The sequence below is a fragment of the Streptomyces cathayae genome, assembly GCF_029760955.1.
Taxonomy (GTDB): domain Bacteria; phylum Actinomycetota; class Actinomycetes; order Streptomycetales; family Streptomycetaceae; genus Streptomyces; species Streptomyces cathayae.
The window spans coordinates 5,663,202-5,679,078 of the sequence record NZ_CP121682.1 but is presented as its reverse complement, the minus strand read 5'-3'; the positions used below and the strand labels follow the sequence as shown (position 1 = coordinate 5,679,078).

Sequence of the window (15,877 nt, the reverse complement as noted above, 5' to 3'; positions counted from 1 at the left end):
TGGCGAGGGGGAGCAGGGTGCGTCGTATGTCAGGACCTCGCCACGGTGCCGGGGAGGGCGCTGTTGGCCGACCCGATGTCGGTGAAACAGAGGCAGCACTGGTCGGAGAACCCACCACTGTGGTCACTTCCGCCGCCTCCGCCACCGGAGATGATCCCCTTGGCGATGGCGTGTCCCTTGCTGTCGACGGTGTACGTCGGCCCTCCCCAGGCGCCCGACTTGGTGCAGGCGTCCGATTCCTTTGGGGCGCGGGCCGGCCGGCGAGCCGCTGGACGAGGTGGCGTCGGACCGGGCTCCGGGGTGTTGCCGGAGCCCGGTGGGCCGGCCGCCGGGGGCAGGGGTGGTCAGGGCTTCTTGTCCGGTGCCGGGGCGGGTGGCGCGGGGGACGCGGCCTCGTCCGTCTTCTGGGGCGGCACGGCGCCCGTCGCCCGTTTCGCCGCCTGGATCTGTTCGTAGACCCGGGTACGGAGTTCCGTGAAGCGCGGGTCGGCCCGGGTGTGCAGCTGGTCGCGTTCGGCCGGGAGGTCGATCGTCAGCTGTTCCTGGACCACCGTCGGGGACGAGGACAGGATGACGACCCGCTCGCCCAGGTAGACGGCCTCGTCGATGTCGTGGGTGACGAAGAGGACGGTCACCCCGAGCTCCTGCCACAGCCGCCGGATCAGGTCCTCGAGGTCGGCGCGGGTCTGGGCGTCGACGGCCGCGAACGGCTCGTCCATCAGCAGCACTTCGGGCTCGTGGGCGACGGCGCGCGCGATGGCGACGCGCTGCTGCATGCCGCCGGAGAGCTGCCAGGGGTACGCGCCCGCGGCGTCGTCGAGACCGACGGCGTGCAGGGCGTGCTCGACCAGTTCGCGGCGGCGGGCCTTCGTCAGGTGCTTCTTCTGGCGCAGCGGCAGCTCGACGTTGTCGCGCACCCGCAGCCACGGGAAGAGGCTGCGGCCGTACTCCTGGAACACGACGGCCATGCCGGGCGGCGGGCCGGTGATCCGGTCGCCCTGCAGCAGGACTTCCCCGGAGGTGGGTTCGAGCAGGCCGGCGATGCACTTCAGGAGCGTCGTCTTGCCGCAGCCGGACGGGCCGACGAGACAGACCAGTTCGCCGGCGTCGAGGGAGAAGGTGAGGTCGCGCACCGCCTCGACGTGCCGGCCGTGTCCCTCGTAGACCTTCCGCAGGCCTCTTACGTCGAGCATGTGCTGTCCCTTTCCGGCGTTCACGCCGCTTTCCTTGCTCATGACGCCCTCCTGGACCGGCGCAGGCCGTGGTACCAGGCCAGGGCCCGGCGTTCGACCGTCTGGAAGACCAGGGCGAGCAGCACGCCGAGCAGTCCGAGCAGCAGGATGCCGCTCCACATGCCCGGGATGGCGAAGCTGCGCTGGAACTGGACGACGGCGAAGCCGAGTCCGTTGCTGGCGGCGAACATCTCGCTGATGACCATCAGGATGACGCCGATCGACAGCGCCTGCCGCAGGCCCGCGAAGATCTGCGGGCTGGCGGAGCGCAGAACCAGGTGGCCGAGGCGTGCGCGGCCCTCGATGCCGTAGGAGCGGGCGGTGTCGGACAGCACGCTGTCGATGGCCCGTACGCCCTCGACGGTGTTGAGCAGCACCGGCCAGACGCATCCGGAGACGATGACGACGATCTTCATGGTGTCGCCGATCCCGGCGAAGAGCATGATGACGGGCACCAGGACGGGCGGCGGCACGGCGCGCAGGAACTCCAGCACCGGTTCGGTGGTGGCCCGTACGCGCGGGAAGGAGCCGATGACGATGCCGAGTGCCACGCCGAGGACGGCCGCGCCGGTGTAGCCGAGGAGCAGCCGGGTGACGCTGGGCACCACGTCGGCGGCGATGCGCTCGGCGGTCCACACCTCGCGCCCGGTCTCCAGGATGGTGCTCAGCGGCGGCCAGTAGACGTCGGTGCTGCCGGCGGAGGCGAACCACCAGACGGTCGCGAGGAGGACGGGCAGGCCGGCGGCGAGCAGCAGCCGCAGGGCCGCGGTGCGCAGGGTCAGGCGTTTCATGGGGTCACCTCGCCCCGGACGGACTGGTGCCAGGCCAGCGAGCGGCGCTCGACGGCACGTGCGCCCAGGTTGATCAGGACGCCGATCAGTCCGGTGACGGCGACCAGCGCGTACATGTCGGGGACGGCGTGGGAGGTCTGCGCGACGGCGATGCGGGAGCCCAGACCGGGTGTGCCGATGATGAGTTCGGCGGTGATCGCGAGCACGAGGGCGACGGCCGCGGCGAGCCGGACGCCGGTCATGACGTACGGCAGGGCGGTCGGCCACAGCACGTGGCGGATGCGGGCCCAGGTGCCCAGACCGTAGGAGCGGGCGGTCTCCTCCGCGACGGGGTCCAGGTCCTGGACCCCGTAGAGGACCTGGACGAGGACCTGCCAGAAGGCGGCGTAGACGACCAGCAGCAGGGTGGAGCGCAGATCGGTGCCGAAGAGCAGGACGGCGAGGGGGATCAGCGCCACCGAGGGGATCGGCCGCAGGAATTCGACGGTGCTGGCCGTCGCCTCGCGCAGATACGGCACCACGGTGATCAGCACGCCGGCGGCGATGCCCGCGACGGTGGCGATGAGCAGTCCGAGCGCCCAGCCGGTGAGGGTGTCGCCGAGCGCCGTCCAGAAGGCGACGTCGGAGACCTCCCTGGCCAGGGCGGCGGCGATCGTGCTGGTGGGCGGCAGGTAGTCGGGGGACACCAGGCCGAGCCGGGGCAGCGCCTCGACCAGCGCGAGGAAGCCGCCGAGGCCGGCGAGGCCCAGCAGGGCGTTGCCCGGTCCCGGGCGGCGGGCGCCGCCCGGGGTGCCGGTCTTCACGGCTGTCCGTGTCACGGCTTCCTGTGTCATGGCTTCCTGTGTCACGGCAGCAGCTTGTCCAGGTCGGGGGCCTTCTCGAACAGGCCGTCCTTCTGGCCGAGTTCGCCCAGCCGCTCGATGGAGGCGCGGTTCGGCTCCTCGGGCCAGCTGGGGAGCGTCATGGCGTCCAGCGTCTTCTGGGGGATCTTGGTGTAGGTGGAGAGGATCTCGCGGACCTCGTCGGGGTGGTTGTTGGCGTAGGCGAGGGATTCGCGGGTGGCGTCGGCGAACTTCTTCACCAGCTCCGGGTCCTGCTGGGCCAGCTTGTCGGAAGTGAAGTAGAGGGCGATGGTGAGGTCGGGCGAGACGTCGACGAAGTTGGAGGCGACGACCCGGCCGCCCTGGCCCTTGACGACGGCGAGGGAGGGCTCGACGACCCAGGCGGCGTCGACCTGTCCGGCCTGCAGCGCGGCGGGCATCTGGTCGAAGGCGAGCTCCACGAACTGGACCTTCTCGGGGTCGCCGCCGTCCTTGCGCACGGATTCCCGTACGGAGGTGTCGCCGATGTTCTTCAGCGTGTTGACCGCGACCTTCTTGCCGGCCAGGTCCTTCGCCGACTTGATCGGGCTGTCGCCCTTGACGACGACGCCGCCGACGTCGGCGTTCTCCTTCCCGGTCGAGGTGACGCCGTTGGCGACCGCCCGCACCGGCACGTTCTGGCTCTGGGCGATCAGGAGCGAGGTGGTGTTGCTGAATCCGAACTGGAACTGGCCGCTGGCCACGCCCGGCACGATCGCGGCACCGCCCTGGCCGGACTCCAGCGTGAGGTCGAGACCGTGCTTCTTGTAGAAGCCCTGCTTCTCACCGAGGTAGATCGGGGCCACGTCGACGATGGGGATCACGCCGACCTTCACGGCGGTGGTGCCGTCGGACGACTTGCCGGAGGACCCGGAATCGGACGACCCACACGCGGTCGCGGTGAGCGTGAGCAGAGCGACGGCAGCGACTCCGGCTGACAGACGACGCACAAGGCCTCCCCAAAAGATGCACTTCTCGATGTGTGCGCAGACAGATGTGCGCGGACCGAACGAAAGTTCTTGCCGGGAACCTATGGTCCGCCCCAGGGCGGGTCAACCCCTTGACAAGGGCAACTTTCAACAACCGTCACCCACCCCTGAAATGGGCGATCATCGCCCGGCACAACCCGCCGGAACCGCCGCCCGCCGTCAGTTGACGGCCGCCGGTCGCGGCCATACCGTTCTGCCACCGCACCGATGTTCGGCATACAAACGGGGAGGCCGCCGATGGGTGATCAGGAACGAGAAGCCCATTTCGTACAGTCCCTGGAGCGCGGACTCACCGTCATCCGCGCCTTCGACGGCGAGCGTCGCGAACTGACCCTCAGCGACGTCGCCCGCATCTGCGACCTGACCCGCGCGGCCGCCCGGCGTTTTCTGCTCACCCTCGCCGACCTCGGCTACGTCACCACCGACGGGAGGCTGTTCCGCCTCACCCCGCGCGTCCTGGAACTCGGCTACGCGTATCTCGCCGGCTCCTCACTGCCCGACATCGCCGAGCCCCACCTCGAGAAACTGGTCGCCGAGGTCCGCGAGTCCTCCTCCCTCTGCGTGCTCGACGGCGACGACATCGTCTACGTCAGCCGCGTGCCCACCACCCGCATCATGACCGCCACCATCACCGTCGGCACCCGGTTCCCCGCCCATGTCACCTCGGTCGGGCGGGTGTTGCTCGCCCACCTCCCGGACGAGCAGCTCGACCGGCACCTCGCCCGGTGCGAGCTGCGCCCGCTGACCCCCCGCACCATCGTCTCCCCGCCGCAGCTGCGCGCCGAGCTCCAGCGGGTCCGCAAGCAGGGGTACGCCATCATGGACCAGGAGCTCGAGGTGGGTCTGCGCACCGTGGCCGCCCCGGTCCGCGACGGGGACGGCACCGTCGTCGCCGCCGTCAACATCCCCGTGCACGCGAGCCGCAACTCCGTCGACTCGGTACGCCGCGACCTGCTGCCCGCCCTCCTGGCGACCGTGGCCCGGATCGAGGCCGACCTGCACGTGGTCCGCCGCTGACGCCCGGTCCACCGCTGACGCCCGGACCGCCGGGCACCCTCGCCGGACGTTCCAGGGGCCCGGGAGCCGGATCCGGCTCCCGGGCCCCTGGAACTCGGCAATGCACAGGGCGGTGGGTACGGTACCCACGCATCGGGGAACGCCTTAACCTGACAGGCCCGGACAGTGCAGCGGCACGACACGCTGTCCGGCGTACGCGTGAGGGGGCACGTGGACATGACTGGTGAAGGATCGGGGCGTCCGGACTCGGATGCCCGTGGGGCGGGCGGAGCGCCATGGCGGATGCGGGTCCTCGCCGCCCCGGACGCCCCGGAGGACGGGAAGGCACCGAAGGCGCGGCCGGCCGGCGGCGGCATCTCCGGTCCGCCCGACACCGGGACGGTTCCCCGGCAACTTGCCCGGCCCGCACGGGCCGCCGTCGCCGGTGCCGCTGTGCTCCTGACCGACCGGCTGGCCGTGACCTGTGCCCATGTCGTGGAGGCCGCGCTGAGGTGCCGTCGGCTGGACGAGGCCCCGAAGGGCGCGTTCCCGGTGGACCTCCCGGCATTTCCCAGAAGCCGCCTGACCGCCCGGGTGGCCCCGGGCGGCTGGTTCCGCGACCCGCCCGCCGGGGATCTGGCCGTACTGACGCTGGACGGGGCGCTGCCCGCGGGCGCCGCTCCCGCGCCCGTCGGCGGCGGACCGGTCGGTGACGGCGCGAGTGTCCTCGTGTACGGGCATCCCGCCACCGTGCTCGACGGAGTGTGGGCGCGTGCCAGGACGGTGGCAGCCGGCGGGGCGCACCCGGGCTGGCTGCAGCTCGACGGCGACGGCGGCCGAGGGGCGTGCATCGAGCGGGGGTTCAGCGGTGCGGGAGTGTGGGACGAGGACCAGCGGCAGGTGATCGGTGTGGTGGCCTCCGTACTGGACGGGGGCGGGCCCGTCCCTACGCGCGTCGCGTGGATGATCCCGCTGGGGCTGCTCGCGGGGACCCCGTTCGCACCGCCTCCGGCCGGTGCGGCCGGTCCTGGGTCCGTGGACGCCTGGGACCTCGTCGACGCGCTCATGGCGACGGGAGCGGCCGCCGCCGGCGCCCGTGCCCTGCTGTCCGTACTGCCCGTCGGGATCTCCGGCACGGTGCCGCGTGACGACGTGCCGCGGTTGCAGCTGTTCCATCTCGTGCGCCGCTGTGGCGACTTTCCGGACGGGCCGGGTGAGTTGGCGCGTGCGGTGAGGCAGTTGGAAGGCGACACCGTCCCCGCGCGGGACTTCGCCCGCACGGCACGTGCCCTGTGGCCGGACCGGTTGGACGGTGATGCCTGAGATGTCGGAGCACCCCTTGTGGATCACCTCCCCGGGCCACCAGGTCTCCCGTGGCGAACGGGCCACACAACTCGTCGACGCGCTCATGAAGGTGCCGGTGCTGGACACGGTGCGCTCGCGTCGCCTGTGCATCGAGACCGCCCTGGAACGCCTCGGACAGCGCCTGTCCGTCGCGGAGTTCGACGAGAGGAAGCTCCATCTGGTCGAAATGGTGAAGGTGTTCGGCAGCGTGCCCGAAGGCTGGCGGGAACTCACCGGAGCGGTGCGGTTCCTGGCTCACTACGACCTGCCCTCGGAGCAGGCGGCCGCACTGGCCGGCGGTCCGGCCCCGCACCTGGGCGACTCCAGGCAGCGACGTGAACTCGCTTCCCTTCTGGGCGGATTGGACCGGCAGAGCGTTCCGGAGCTGGAGCGGATCTTCGCGTTCGCCGCCGGTGACGGCTTCGGCCCGCTGCCCTCCGGCGTGCGCACGGCCTGGGAGGCGTACGAGTTGCTGGAGAACTGCAATGTGCCGTCGGACGGCGTCTCCCGGTGCGTGCGCTTCGCGCAGGAGGTGGGGTACGTCGTCGGCCCCGAGCTCGGCGACGCCCTGCGCCAGTGGCTCAGCCGGGAGGTACGGTCCTCGACGGGCGAGGGCGTGGAGGCCATGCGGCTGCTCAGCGACGTACGGCGCGGCACGGGCCGTTGGCGGCAGGCGGCGGACGGCACGGCCTATCTCGTGATCCGGCTGCATCCGTGCGAGGAGTCCTCCGAGCATGTGTGGCTCACCTGCTGGACCAGTACGGGTGACTCCTGGCAGCCGCGTCAGCGCGACGACCGGCGGCTGCCGCTGAGCCAGGTCCCGGCCCGGGTGGCCGCCCTGGTCGACCAGGAGGAGGCACGGCTGCGCCATCACCGGGGAGGTGTCGTCCTGGAGTTCATCCTTCCGGTGGACATGGTGAACACACCCGTCGAGGAATGGCCGCGCGCTGCCCCCTTCGGTGCGACGGGAGGGGATTCGGCCTTCGCGGCGCCCTTCGGGATGGAGTACAAGGTCGTCATAAGAAGTCTGGAGCGGATGGACGCCCTGCATCTCCATCGCGTCTGGAACGAGCGCTGGCAGGTGCTCACCAACGGCGGCGGAGCGAACGTACACCGCTGTGAACAGGGAGATGGCTCCGAACAGCACAGGCTGTACGTGAAGTTGAAGCAGGATTCGTCCATCTCCCTGATGACGCTCGGCTCACCGCCCGACGACGAGGCGGGCCGTCGTGAACTGATGCTGGGGCTGCAAGTGGGTCTGCCGGTACTGCTGTGGGCGCACCAGGGGGCGCTCAGCGACCGGGAGTACGCCGCCGTGCACACTCTCTCCGATGCGGGCGGCTGGGATGCGCTACTCGACCATGTGACGCGCTTGCACTTCTCTCCCGGTACACGGGACGATGGGCACGAGGGCGTCATGCGCTCTCGCATAGCTGTGCTGTGGGACGATCCGAGCCGCCTCCCCGAGGTTCCGGAATCGGCGGGCTGAACCCCCCGCGCTTCCGGGCGCACGCGAACTCACCGGTGAGCGTGAGGCGTTGGGTGAGAGTAGCTCGGTTGTACAGACGTGCACCGCTCCGCGCACGACTCAGGTTTGGGGGGACGGTCGATGGCCGACAGGGGTCTGCACGATCCGGCAGCGGCCGACGACGCCGTCGTCGATCCCGATGCCTGGCACCTCTACCGGGGTACGGGCCGGCCGCGCGAGGACACACCGGGCATCGGTCTCCTGCCGTCTCCCCCGCCGTGGCGGCGCTTCACCGGTGGGCCACTGATCGAGGAGCCGCCACCGCAGGACGAGGCGGAGTTCACCCGTCGGCTGGGACCGGTCGACGGCACCGTGCCGCGGGCCGCCTCGGCACGGGAGAGGGACCTGGTCAACGCGGCCCTGTTACTGCGCCGCCCGTTGATCGTCACGGGCCCGCCCGGCATCGGCAAGTCCAGCCTCGCCCATTGCATCAGCCGTGAGCTGGGGCTCTCCCGGGTCCTGCGGTGGAACATCACCAGCCGGAGCACCCTCAAAGAGGGTCTGTACGCCTACGACGCCATCGGCCGGGTGCAGGAGGCCGCCGCCCGCGGAGCCCTGCGCGGCCCCGCCGTGCAGGCGGTGTCCGAGCCGGCCGGGGAGCCGGAGGCGATGGGGCAACCGCCCGCCGAACCCGACTCCGACGCACTGCGCAATGTGGGTGACTACATCCAACTCGGGCCGCTGGGAACCGCGTTACTCCCCCGTTCCGCCCCCCGGGTGCTGCTGATCGACGAGATCGACAAGGCCGACGTGGATCTCGTCGGCGACCTCCTGAGCGTGTTCGAGGAGGGTGAGTACCGGGTCCCCGAGCTGGCCCGGATGCGCTCCCGGACGCCGGACGTCGAGGTGCACACCGACGACCCGGACGGTACGGCGGTCGTCCACCACGGGCTGGTGCGCTGTGCGGCCTTCCCCGTCGTCGTGATCACCAGCAACGGCGAGCGTGTCCTGCCGCCGGCCTTCCTACGGCGCTGTCTGTATCTCGAACTGCCCCCACCGGACGCCGGTCAGCTCGCGGCAGTGCTGTCGGCCCATCTGTCCGACGGCGACGAGACCCGGAGCATCATGATCCGGGACTTCCTGGCCCGGTCCCGCACCGGCGGCACACTCGCCGCGGACCAGTTGCTGAGTTCGGAGTTCCTCCGCACCACTCCGGCCGGCCCCGACCAGAACTCCTGGAACGAGCTGCTGCACGCGCTGTGGCGCCGCCTCGACGGAGCAGGGACTGGAGGATGATCCATTCGCCCTTCCGAGGCGGCGGGGCGCATGACGGTGTCAGGCCGGGTGCCGCTTCGCGTTCCGGGCTGCGCTCCGGTCCGGACGGTACGACACCTCTCTGGGACGAAGCCGGGGACGCCGTCTGGCTGGCGATGCACCGGGAGCGACTGATCCTCCAGGCCGCCGGGGCACCCCCGCCCGGCTCACCGACGGTGGCCGCCGGCGCCTTCGACCGCGCGCCGGCGGGCGAGGTCCGCCCGCCGGAGGCGACCCGTGCACCGGACTCCGACCCCCGGGACACCCTCCGTCCCGACGACCACGGCCCGTCGCCGACACCCGCGCCCGCACCTGCTTCCGCACCCGTCGCCGGGACCGCGGAGCCGTACGGCACCTCCCGCCGGTCCGGGCCCGGACCGGCCGGACAGCCGGCGCAACGGCTGGAGGGTCTGCTGGTGGAGCTGGGCAGGAAGCTGGCCCTGGACGACTCCCGGTCCATCGAGAAGTCGGTGCTGCCCCTCAAACGGCGGGTCGCCTCACTCCACCGGCAGGTGCTGGACGAGGAGCGCACCGCCGAGACCGCGGCCGAGCAGGGGGTCTGGCTGCCGTTGCAGCGCCCCGCCGAGGAACGCTGGCTGACCTTGACGCTGCTGGTCGACTCCGGGGAGTCGATGCGGTTGTGGGCACCGACCGCCGAGCGTCTGCAGGAGACGCTGCACGGTTCCGGCGCGTTCCGCGACGTACGCCTGCTCCACTGGCCCGCCGGCCCGCATTCCGCCGATCCGGCGCCTCCGGGCGACGGACGCCAGGTGCTGCTGGTGCTCACCGATCTGCAGGCCGCTCGTTGGGCCGACGGCAGCGCGAACCGCGCACTCGTCCGCTGGGCCCGCGCCGTACCCACCGCGGTCGTGCACGTCCTGCCCGACCATGTGTGGGCCCGCACCGGCACCCAGGCCCACCGGGTCCGGCTCACCGCGCCGGGTCCGGCAGCTCCCAACGCCACCTGGTCGATCAGGCACGACGACATCTCTCTGGGCCCCGACGACTTCCTGGACGACTTCGCGGACGGTTTCACTCCGGAGCCCGGCACGGCCGGCCGGGGCATCGCCGTACCGGTGGTGACGCTGACGCCCGAAGGGCTGGGCCGGTGGGCGCGGTTCACCGCGGGCGAGGTGACCGGCGCATGGGCCACCCGGGCGCTGTGGGTGTCGCCGACGGCCGCCGTCCCGCGGCCGGCCGCACGCCCGGACCGGCCCCGGAGCCTGGCGCCGCCCGCCGTCCAGGCCCGCGCGCTGCGGGCTCAGCTCTCCCCCACCGCCTACCGCCTCGCCCGGCTGTGCGCGGCGCTGCCGCTGCTGAACCTCGCCGTCCTGCGGATGGTGCAGGCCCGGCTGCTGCCCGAGGCCCGCACCTGGCATGTCGCCGAGCTGCTCCTCTCCGGCACCCTGCGGCGGGTCCCCGGCGACACCGAGGCGCCCGCCCTGGTGCGGTCCGAGCTGGAGCTCGGCACCGAACTGCGCCGGGAACTGCTGTCCGAGGGGACCAAGGGGGAAACGGCGTGGGCGATGACCCTCATGTTCGATTCCCTCGCCTCCGCGGTTCAGGGCCCCTTGGGCCAAACCTTCGGTCAACTCGGGGGAATCGTCCGCGATCCGAGTCGCGCTTCCCGTTTCCCCGTGGAAGCTTTACCACCATGGATTTCCTCTGTATTTCCTGCATTCGCGGCCATGGCCGGCCCCTATGCGACGGCCTTGAACGAGCTCAGCAACCGCCTCGCCGTGGCCGCTGAGCCCTCCTCGCCATCACTCGCCGAGGTGTCGGAGGAAGCGACCTCCGACGGCAACACCCCGTTGGTCATGGCGGCCGATGTACCGGATTCCGAAGAAGAAAGGAACGCTGAAGTGACCGGCTTGCAGTCCGCCGAAGTCGGGCGAAGGAGTGACGGGCTGCAGAAGCCGCCACCCGTCTGGGGGAACGTCCCTCCCCGAAACCGGGCCTTCACCGGCCGTGTCCAGCTTCTCGAGGATCTCCACCGCAGGTTGCAGGAGGGCACCACGGCAGTGCTGCCCGAGGCGCTCCAGGGAATGGGCGGCGTCGGCAAATCCCAACTGGCGGTCGAATACGTTTACCGCCACCTCCACGAGTATCAGGTCGTCTGGTGGATTCCCTCCGAGCAGCCACAGCAGATCCGCCAGTTCCTGGTGATGCTCGCGGGCCGGCTCGGTGTGAGCGTCGGCAGCGGGGAGGCCAACAGCGCCGTTCCCGCGGTGATAGAGGCACTGCGTATCGGCGAGCCCTACAAGAACTGGCTTCTCGTCTTCGACAACGCAGAAAATCCCGAGGCCGTGCGCGAATTCTTTCCGACAAACGGGCCGGGCCGTATTCTTGTCACCTCCCGCAACGCCCAGTGGGCCGCCTCCGCACGTCCGCTGGAGGTCGATGTCTTCACCCGCGAGGAGAGCAGGGCACTGCTGCAGCTGCGTGCCCCCACACTGGACGACGAGACGGCGGACCGGCTCGCCGAAACTCTGGGCGACCTGCCCCTGGGCATCGAACAGGCGGCCGTATGGCTGTCCGAGACCGGTATGCCCGCCGACGAGTACCTCCGTCTGTTCGAGCAACAGGCCAACGAGCTGATGAACAGCGACCCGCCGGCCGACTACCCGCTGACCGTGGCGGCCGCCTGGAACGTGTCGCTGGAGCGGCTGCGGCGCAATCACCCGGCCGCCCTCCAACTCCTCCAGGTGTGCGCGTTCTTCGCTCCGGAGCCGATCTCCCGGCGGCTGCTGACCGGTGTGCGTGACGCCCCCGTGCCGGCGGAGCTGAGTGCGGCGCTCAGCGACCCGATCAAACTGGGCCGGGCCATCCGCGAGATCAACCGCTACGCGCTGGCCCGCATCAACCACAACACCAACACGGTCCAACTGCACCGCCTGGTGCAGCGCGTGCTCATCAACCAGATGTCGGAGCAGCTGAAGCGGCAGATGCGCGAGGGTGCGCACCGGCTGCTCGCCAAGGGCGACCCCGACGAGCCCGAGGCCCCGCACCAGTGGCAGCAGTACGGCGACCTGCTGCCGCACGTACTGCACAGCAGAGCCGTCGAGTCGACCGACCCGTGGGTGCGTCAACTCGTCGTCAACGAAGTGCAGTACATGTTCTCGTGGGGCGACCACCAGGGCTGCGCCGATCTGGCCAAGCTGGCCTACGACACCTGGCGGGCCCAGGACGGTGAGAACGCCGAGCACGTGTTCGCCGCCGCCAAGCCGTACGCCGACGCGCTGCGCATCCTGGGCCGCTACTCGGAGGCGTACGAACTGGACCAGCGGACCCTGGCCGGCATGACCGAGGTACTCGGTCCCGAGCACGAGTCCACCCTCGAGGTCACCAGCATGCTCGCCTGGGATCTGCGCCTGCGCGGCAACTTCTCCCGGGCCCTGGAGCTCGACAAGCACGTCTTCGACACCTGCACCCGGCTGTTCGGCCCGAACGACGTGACCACACTCGTGGCCGCGCACCGGCACGCGCTCAACCTGCGTTTCATCGGCGAGTTGCAGGAGGCCCTCACGCTGGACCGGGACACCTACCGCCGCAGGGTGGAGGAGTTCGGCGAGAACTCCCTGAACACCCTGTCCACCATGGCCGCCGTCGCCCTCGACCTGCAGGAGGGCGGGCACTACCTGGCCGCCCGCGACCAGGCCCACGACGTGGCGGACCGGTACCGGTACAACTACGGCGAGGCCCACCCGCACACCATGGCCGCGCTGCGACTGCTGTCGGTGACCGAGCGGCGGGCCGGCCACCATCCTCGGGCACTGGAGCTGTCCGGCCGTGCCCTCCATCTGTTCCAGACCCGGTACGGCGACAAGTACCCGCTGACCGTCTCCACCCTGGTGGCGCACGCCATCGACGTACGCCAGAGTGGCGATCTCGACCGGGCGCTGCTGCTCGGACAGCAGGGGTACGAGGGTTTCGAGGCGCTGTTCGGCCACGACCATCCGCACACCGTCGCCGGGCGCGTCAACCAGGCGATCTGTCTGCGGCTGTCCGGCCAGGTCGAGGCGGCGCGCGCGATCAACACGCAGGCCCGGGACCGTCTGGTGGAGACGCTCGGCGAGGATCACCCCAACGCGCTCGCCTGCTCCTCGAACCTCGCCGTCGACCTGTACGAACTGGGCGAGGTCCAGGCGTCGGTCGACCTCGCGCGGCGCAGCATGGAGCTGGGGCGGGCCCGCTTCGGCACCGAGCACGACCACCCGGTCGTGCTGGCCGCCTCCCTCAACCTCGCACTGGGCCTGCGCCAACTGGGGCGGCGCGAGGAGGCGGAGGAGCTCTACGCCGACACCCTCGCCCGCTACCGGACGTCCCTCGGCGAGGACCACCCGGCGTGCCGGGCGGCGGAGGAGAGCCGCACCGCCAACTGCGACATCGACCCGTTGCAGATCTGACACCGGATCCGGTGCCGGGGCCGCGCACGGAGGGACGGCCCCGGTACCGGGCCCCCAGGGCCTGTCCGGAGTTGCCCGCCTGCCCCGCGCCGCCCGGCACGCTCCCCCAAGCTCTTCGAGCAGGGGGACCCCCACTCGCCGCACGGCCGCATCATCCGAGTACGTCCAGTACGAGGACGATCCGGCCGCACGCCGAGGCACCGCACCGGACGACGCGGGGCCGCCCTTCGGGCGACGACGGGCAACTCCGGACAGGCCCTGGCGGTGTCACTCACTCAGCCAGGTGCACAGCTTCACCGGATCCACGGAGCAAGCGCCGTCCCCGTGGAGTTCCAGCGCGAGCGCGCGGACCAGTTCCGGCCGGCCGAGCAGACAGGGCGTCGCGGCGGTGGCGTCCGCCGCCGCCAGGGCCAGCGTGAGCCCGGCCCAGGCGGCGTGCGCGCCGGGATCGTCGGCGAGGACGGTTCGATAGCCGCGCAGTGCGTCCGCCGTGTCTCCGGCGACCAGGCTCAGGTCGGCGGCGAGCAGGTCCGCCGGGCGGTCCGCACCGTCGATCCCGCCCGCCGGTTCGCCGTCGGCGAGGAGCACGCGGCGCAGCTCACTGCGCGGCTCGCGCCCACCGGCCGCTCCCGGCCGCCCCAGCTCCACGGGAACGTCGATGCCGCGCGGTGACTGTCCCGCCCGCCATCGTTCCGCCAGCTCGCGCACCGCGCCCGGGTCGGCGCGCAGATGGTGCAGCCGCCAGGTGACCCGCAGGTCGACGCCCTCCGCCCGGGCCGTCGCGAGCGGCCGGGGCGGCACCTGCTCCCGCGCCCACGGGGCGGTCCAGGAGGCGAGCCGGGCCACGAACCGGCGACCCCAGTCGGTCAGGCACGCCTGGGGTTCCGGAGCGCTCAGGGAGCGCAGTGCCTGCGTCACGGCGTCCCGCCAGACCGCGAACTCGAAATGTGCGAGGTCGGCCCGGTGCCCGTGCAGTGCGTGCCGCTCGACTCGCCAGAAGTCGGCGACTCCGGCGAACGCGAACGCACCGTGCACCAGTCCGGAGGTGGGCCGGGGGTCACTGCGCCAGGGGGCGTACAGCAGTGGTTCGTCGGGGTCCTTCGGGTCCGGCCGTCGGAAGAGTCCGACCTGGTGGGCGAGGCTGTTGAGGACGGAGTGCCGGGCCTCGTGCACCAGGGTGGCCGCGAGTTCGGTCGCGTCGTACGGCTCGGAGGCGAGGACACCGCCGACGGCCTCCGAGTACGAGGCACTCGCGGTGCGGAAGCGGGGCATCCGCGGGAGGGGCGTCAGGGTGCGCAGGAAGGAGGACAGCAGTTCGCCGGCGTCCGGATGGCGTGCGGCCAGCACCCGGCCGGCCTCGGCGAGAAGCCGACGCCACCGGTCCTCCTCGGCGGCGGTCAGGGGTTCCCGCGCGGGGTGGGGATCCCGGAAGTCCCGGTAGGGGTCGGAGTCGTCGAGGACGGGGGAGTGCGCCCTGCCTCCCGGACTCCAGACCAGGGGGCGCACGGGATGCCAGCGTTCACCCGGCCGCCCGGGCTCCTCGGACAGCCGCAGTACGCGCGTACCGAGCGTCAGTGTGGCCGTCTCTCCCCCGCCCGGGGTGCTCGTGTCCAGTACGGCGGTGGCGTACTCGACGTGCGGACCGGGGAACTCGGCCCGCCCCAGGGTGGGCAGACACACCGTGCCGTTGCGGGCCGGGACCCGGACGACCGCGCTCACCCCGGCCCGGACGGCCGCGGCGCCCGCCAGCGCGTGCAGATACCCCGCGTCCTGCCACAGTGGCCGCCCCGGCGCGTCGGCCGCTTCCTTCGACCGGAGCCGGTTCAGCAGGCCGACCGCCCACACACCGACCGCGGGATGGGCGAGGAGCTCCGAGACGACCCGGCCATCGGCGGCTTCGGCGCGCAGCAGTAGTCCGACCGCCTCCGTGGCGGGCGGGAGCGGCCCGGGATCACCGGCGGCAACCAGTGCCGCGGTCACCCCGCGCAGCATCAGCATGCGCCGGCTGCGCTCGATCCGGAAGAGACGGGCGGCCGTCTTCCCCGTCACGCGTCCGGCCGCCACGGCGTCGAGGTCGGCCACCGGAATGCGGTGCCGTGGCGTGCCCTTGGCCGGTCTTGATGTCGTCCCGGACATCGAGCGCTCAGTCCTCGGGGCCGTCGCACCGCGCAGTGGAGAACGGGCTGGGATACGGGCCGCCGGCATTCTGTCCTGCCGCTTCCCGGGTGAGCTCCGCGAGCAGTGTCTCCTGTGCCTGGGCTATCGGTTCGCCGGACAGGGCCATTGCTTCCCGAAGACCACAACCGCTGAGATCGACAAGCCCGCTATCGATGTCGGTCGTAGAAGTCCTCACGTCAGGCTTCCCCCTGTCGGCTCCTGCTGGTGATCCGGCGCGCGCGGACGCACCTCTTCCCATAGTGGCGGGCCCGCAGCCGTGCCGAAAGAGCTTGTGGCGGCCACTGCGGCTGGAATCTTTC

10 protein-coding genes are annotated in these 15,877 nt (G+C 71.6%); 5 read left to right on the top strand and 5 right to left on the bottom strand.

Annotated features, from left to right (window positions below):
- Positions 1-344: 344 nt before the first annotated feature.
- From PYS65_RS25895 to PYS65_RS25880, 4 genes are read right to left on the bottom strand one after another with little or no spacing between them, the layout of a single operon-like run.
- Positions 345-1,193, bottom strand: coding sequence for an ABC transporter ATP-binding protein (locus tag PYS65_RS25895; protein ID WP_279338081.1), 849 nt, complete (start codon positions 1,191-1,193; stop codon positions 345-347).
- A 38-nt stretch (positions 1,194-1,231) separates the two neighbouring features.
- Complete coding sequence (locus PYS65_RS25890) at positions 1,232-2,023, bottom strand: ABC transporter permease (protein WP_279336331.1); 792 nt, start codon at positions 2,021-2,023, stop codon at positions 1,232-1,234.
- Positions 2,020-2,841 (bottom strand): ABC transporter permease, encoded by an 822-nt coding sequence (locus tag PYS65_RS25885; protein ID WP_279336330.1) that lies wholly within the window; start codon positions 2,839-2,841, stop codon positions 2,020-2,022. The genes PYS65_RS25890 and PYS65_RS25885 overlap by 4 nt, the downstream gene beginning before the upstream one ends.
- A gap of 26 nt (positions 2,842-2,867) precedes the next feature.
- Positions 2,868-3,833 carry an ABC transporter substrate-binding protein gene (locus PYS65_RS25880; RefSeq protein ID WP_279336329.1) on the bottom strand — a complete coding sequence of 322 codons (966 nt, stop codon included), beginning with the start codon at positions 3,831-3,833 and terminating at the stop codon, positions 2,868-2,870.
- Between the two features lie 276 nt (positions 3,834-4,109).
- Here PYS65_RS25880 and PYS65_RS25875 point away from each other — a divergent pair, with 276 nt between their 5' ends.
- The 5 genes from PYS65_RS25875 (at position 4,110) to fxsT (ending at position 13,400) form a co-directional block, all read left to right on the top strand.
- Positions 4,110-4,889: an IclR family transcriptional regulator domain-containing protein gene (locus PYS65_RS25875; protein ID WP_279336328.1), complete on the top strand. Its 780-nt coding sequence runs from the start codon at positions 4,110-4,112 to the stop codon at positions 4,887-4,889.
- A 282-nt stretch (positions 4,890-5,171) separates the two neighbouring features.
- Positions 5,172-6,191, top strand: coding sequence for an effector-associated domain 2-containing protein (locus PYS65_RS25870; protein WP_279336327.1), 1,020 nt, complete (start codon positions 5,172-5,174; stop codon positions 6,189-6,191).
- 1 nt (position 6,192) lies between these two features.
- Complete coding sequence (locus PYS65_RS25865) at positions 6,193-7,701, top strand: VMAP-C domain-containing protein (protein ID WP_279336326.1); 1,509 nt, start codon at positions 6,193-6,195, stop codon at positions 7,699-7,701.
- A gap of 120 nt (positions 7,702-7,821) precedes the next feature.
- Entirely contained in the window at positions 7,822-8,976 is a 1,155-nt protein-coding gene (locus tag PYS65_RS25860) for an AAA family ATPase (RefSeq protein WP_279336325.1), read from the top strand.
- Entirely contained in the window at positions 8,973-13,400 is a 4,428-nt protein-coding gene (gene fxsT / locus PYS65_RS25855; RefSeq protein ID WP_279336324.1) for an FxSxx-COOH system tetratricopeptide repeat protein, read from the top strand. The genes PYS65_RS25860 and fxsT overlap by 4 nt, the downstream gene beginning before the upstream one ends.
- Positions 13,401-13,667: 267 nt before the next feature.
- On the opposite strand, the gene PYS65_RS25850 is transcribed toward fxsT, so the two are convergent.
- Positions 13,668-15,536 (bottom strand): aKG-HExxH-type peptide beta-hydroxylase, encoded by a 1,869-nt coding sequence (locus PYS65_RS25850; RefSeq protein ID WP_279336323.1) that lies wholly within the window; start codon positions 15,534-15,536, stop codon positions 13,668-13,670.
- Positions 15,537-15,877 lie beyond the last annotated feature (341 nt).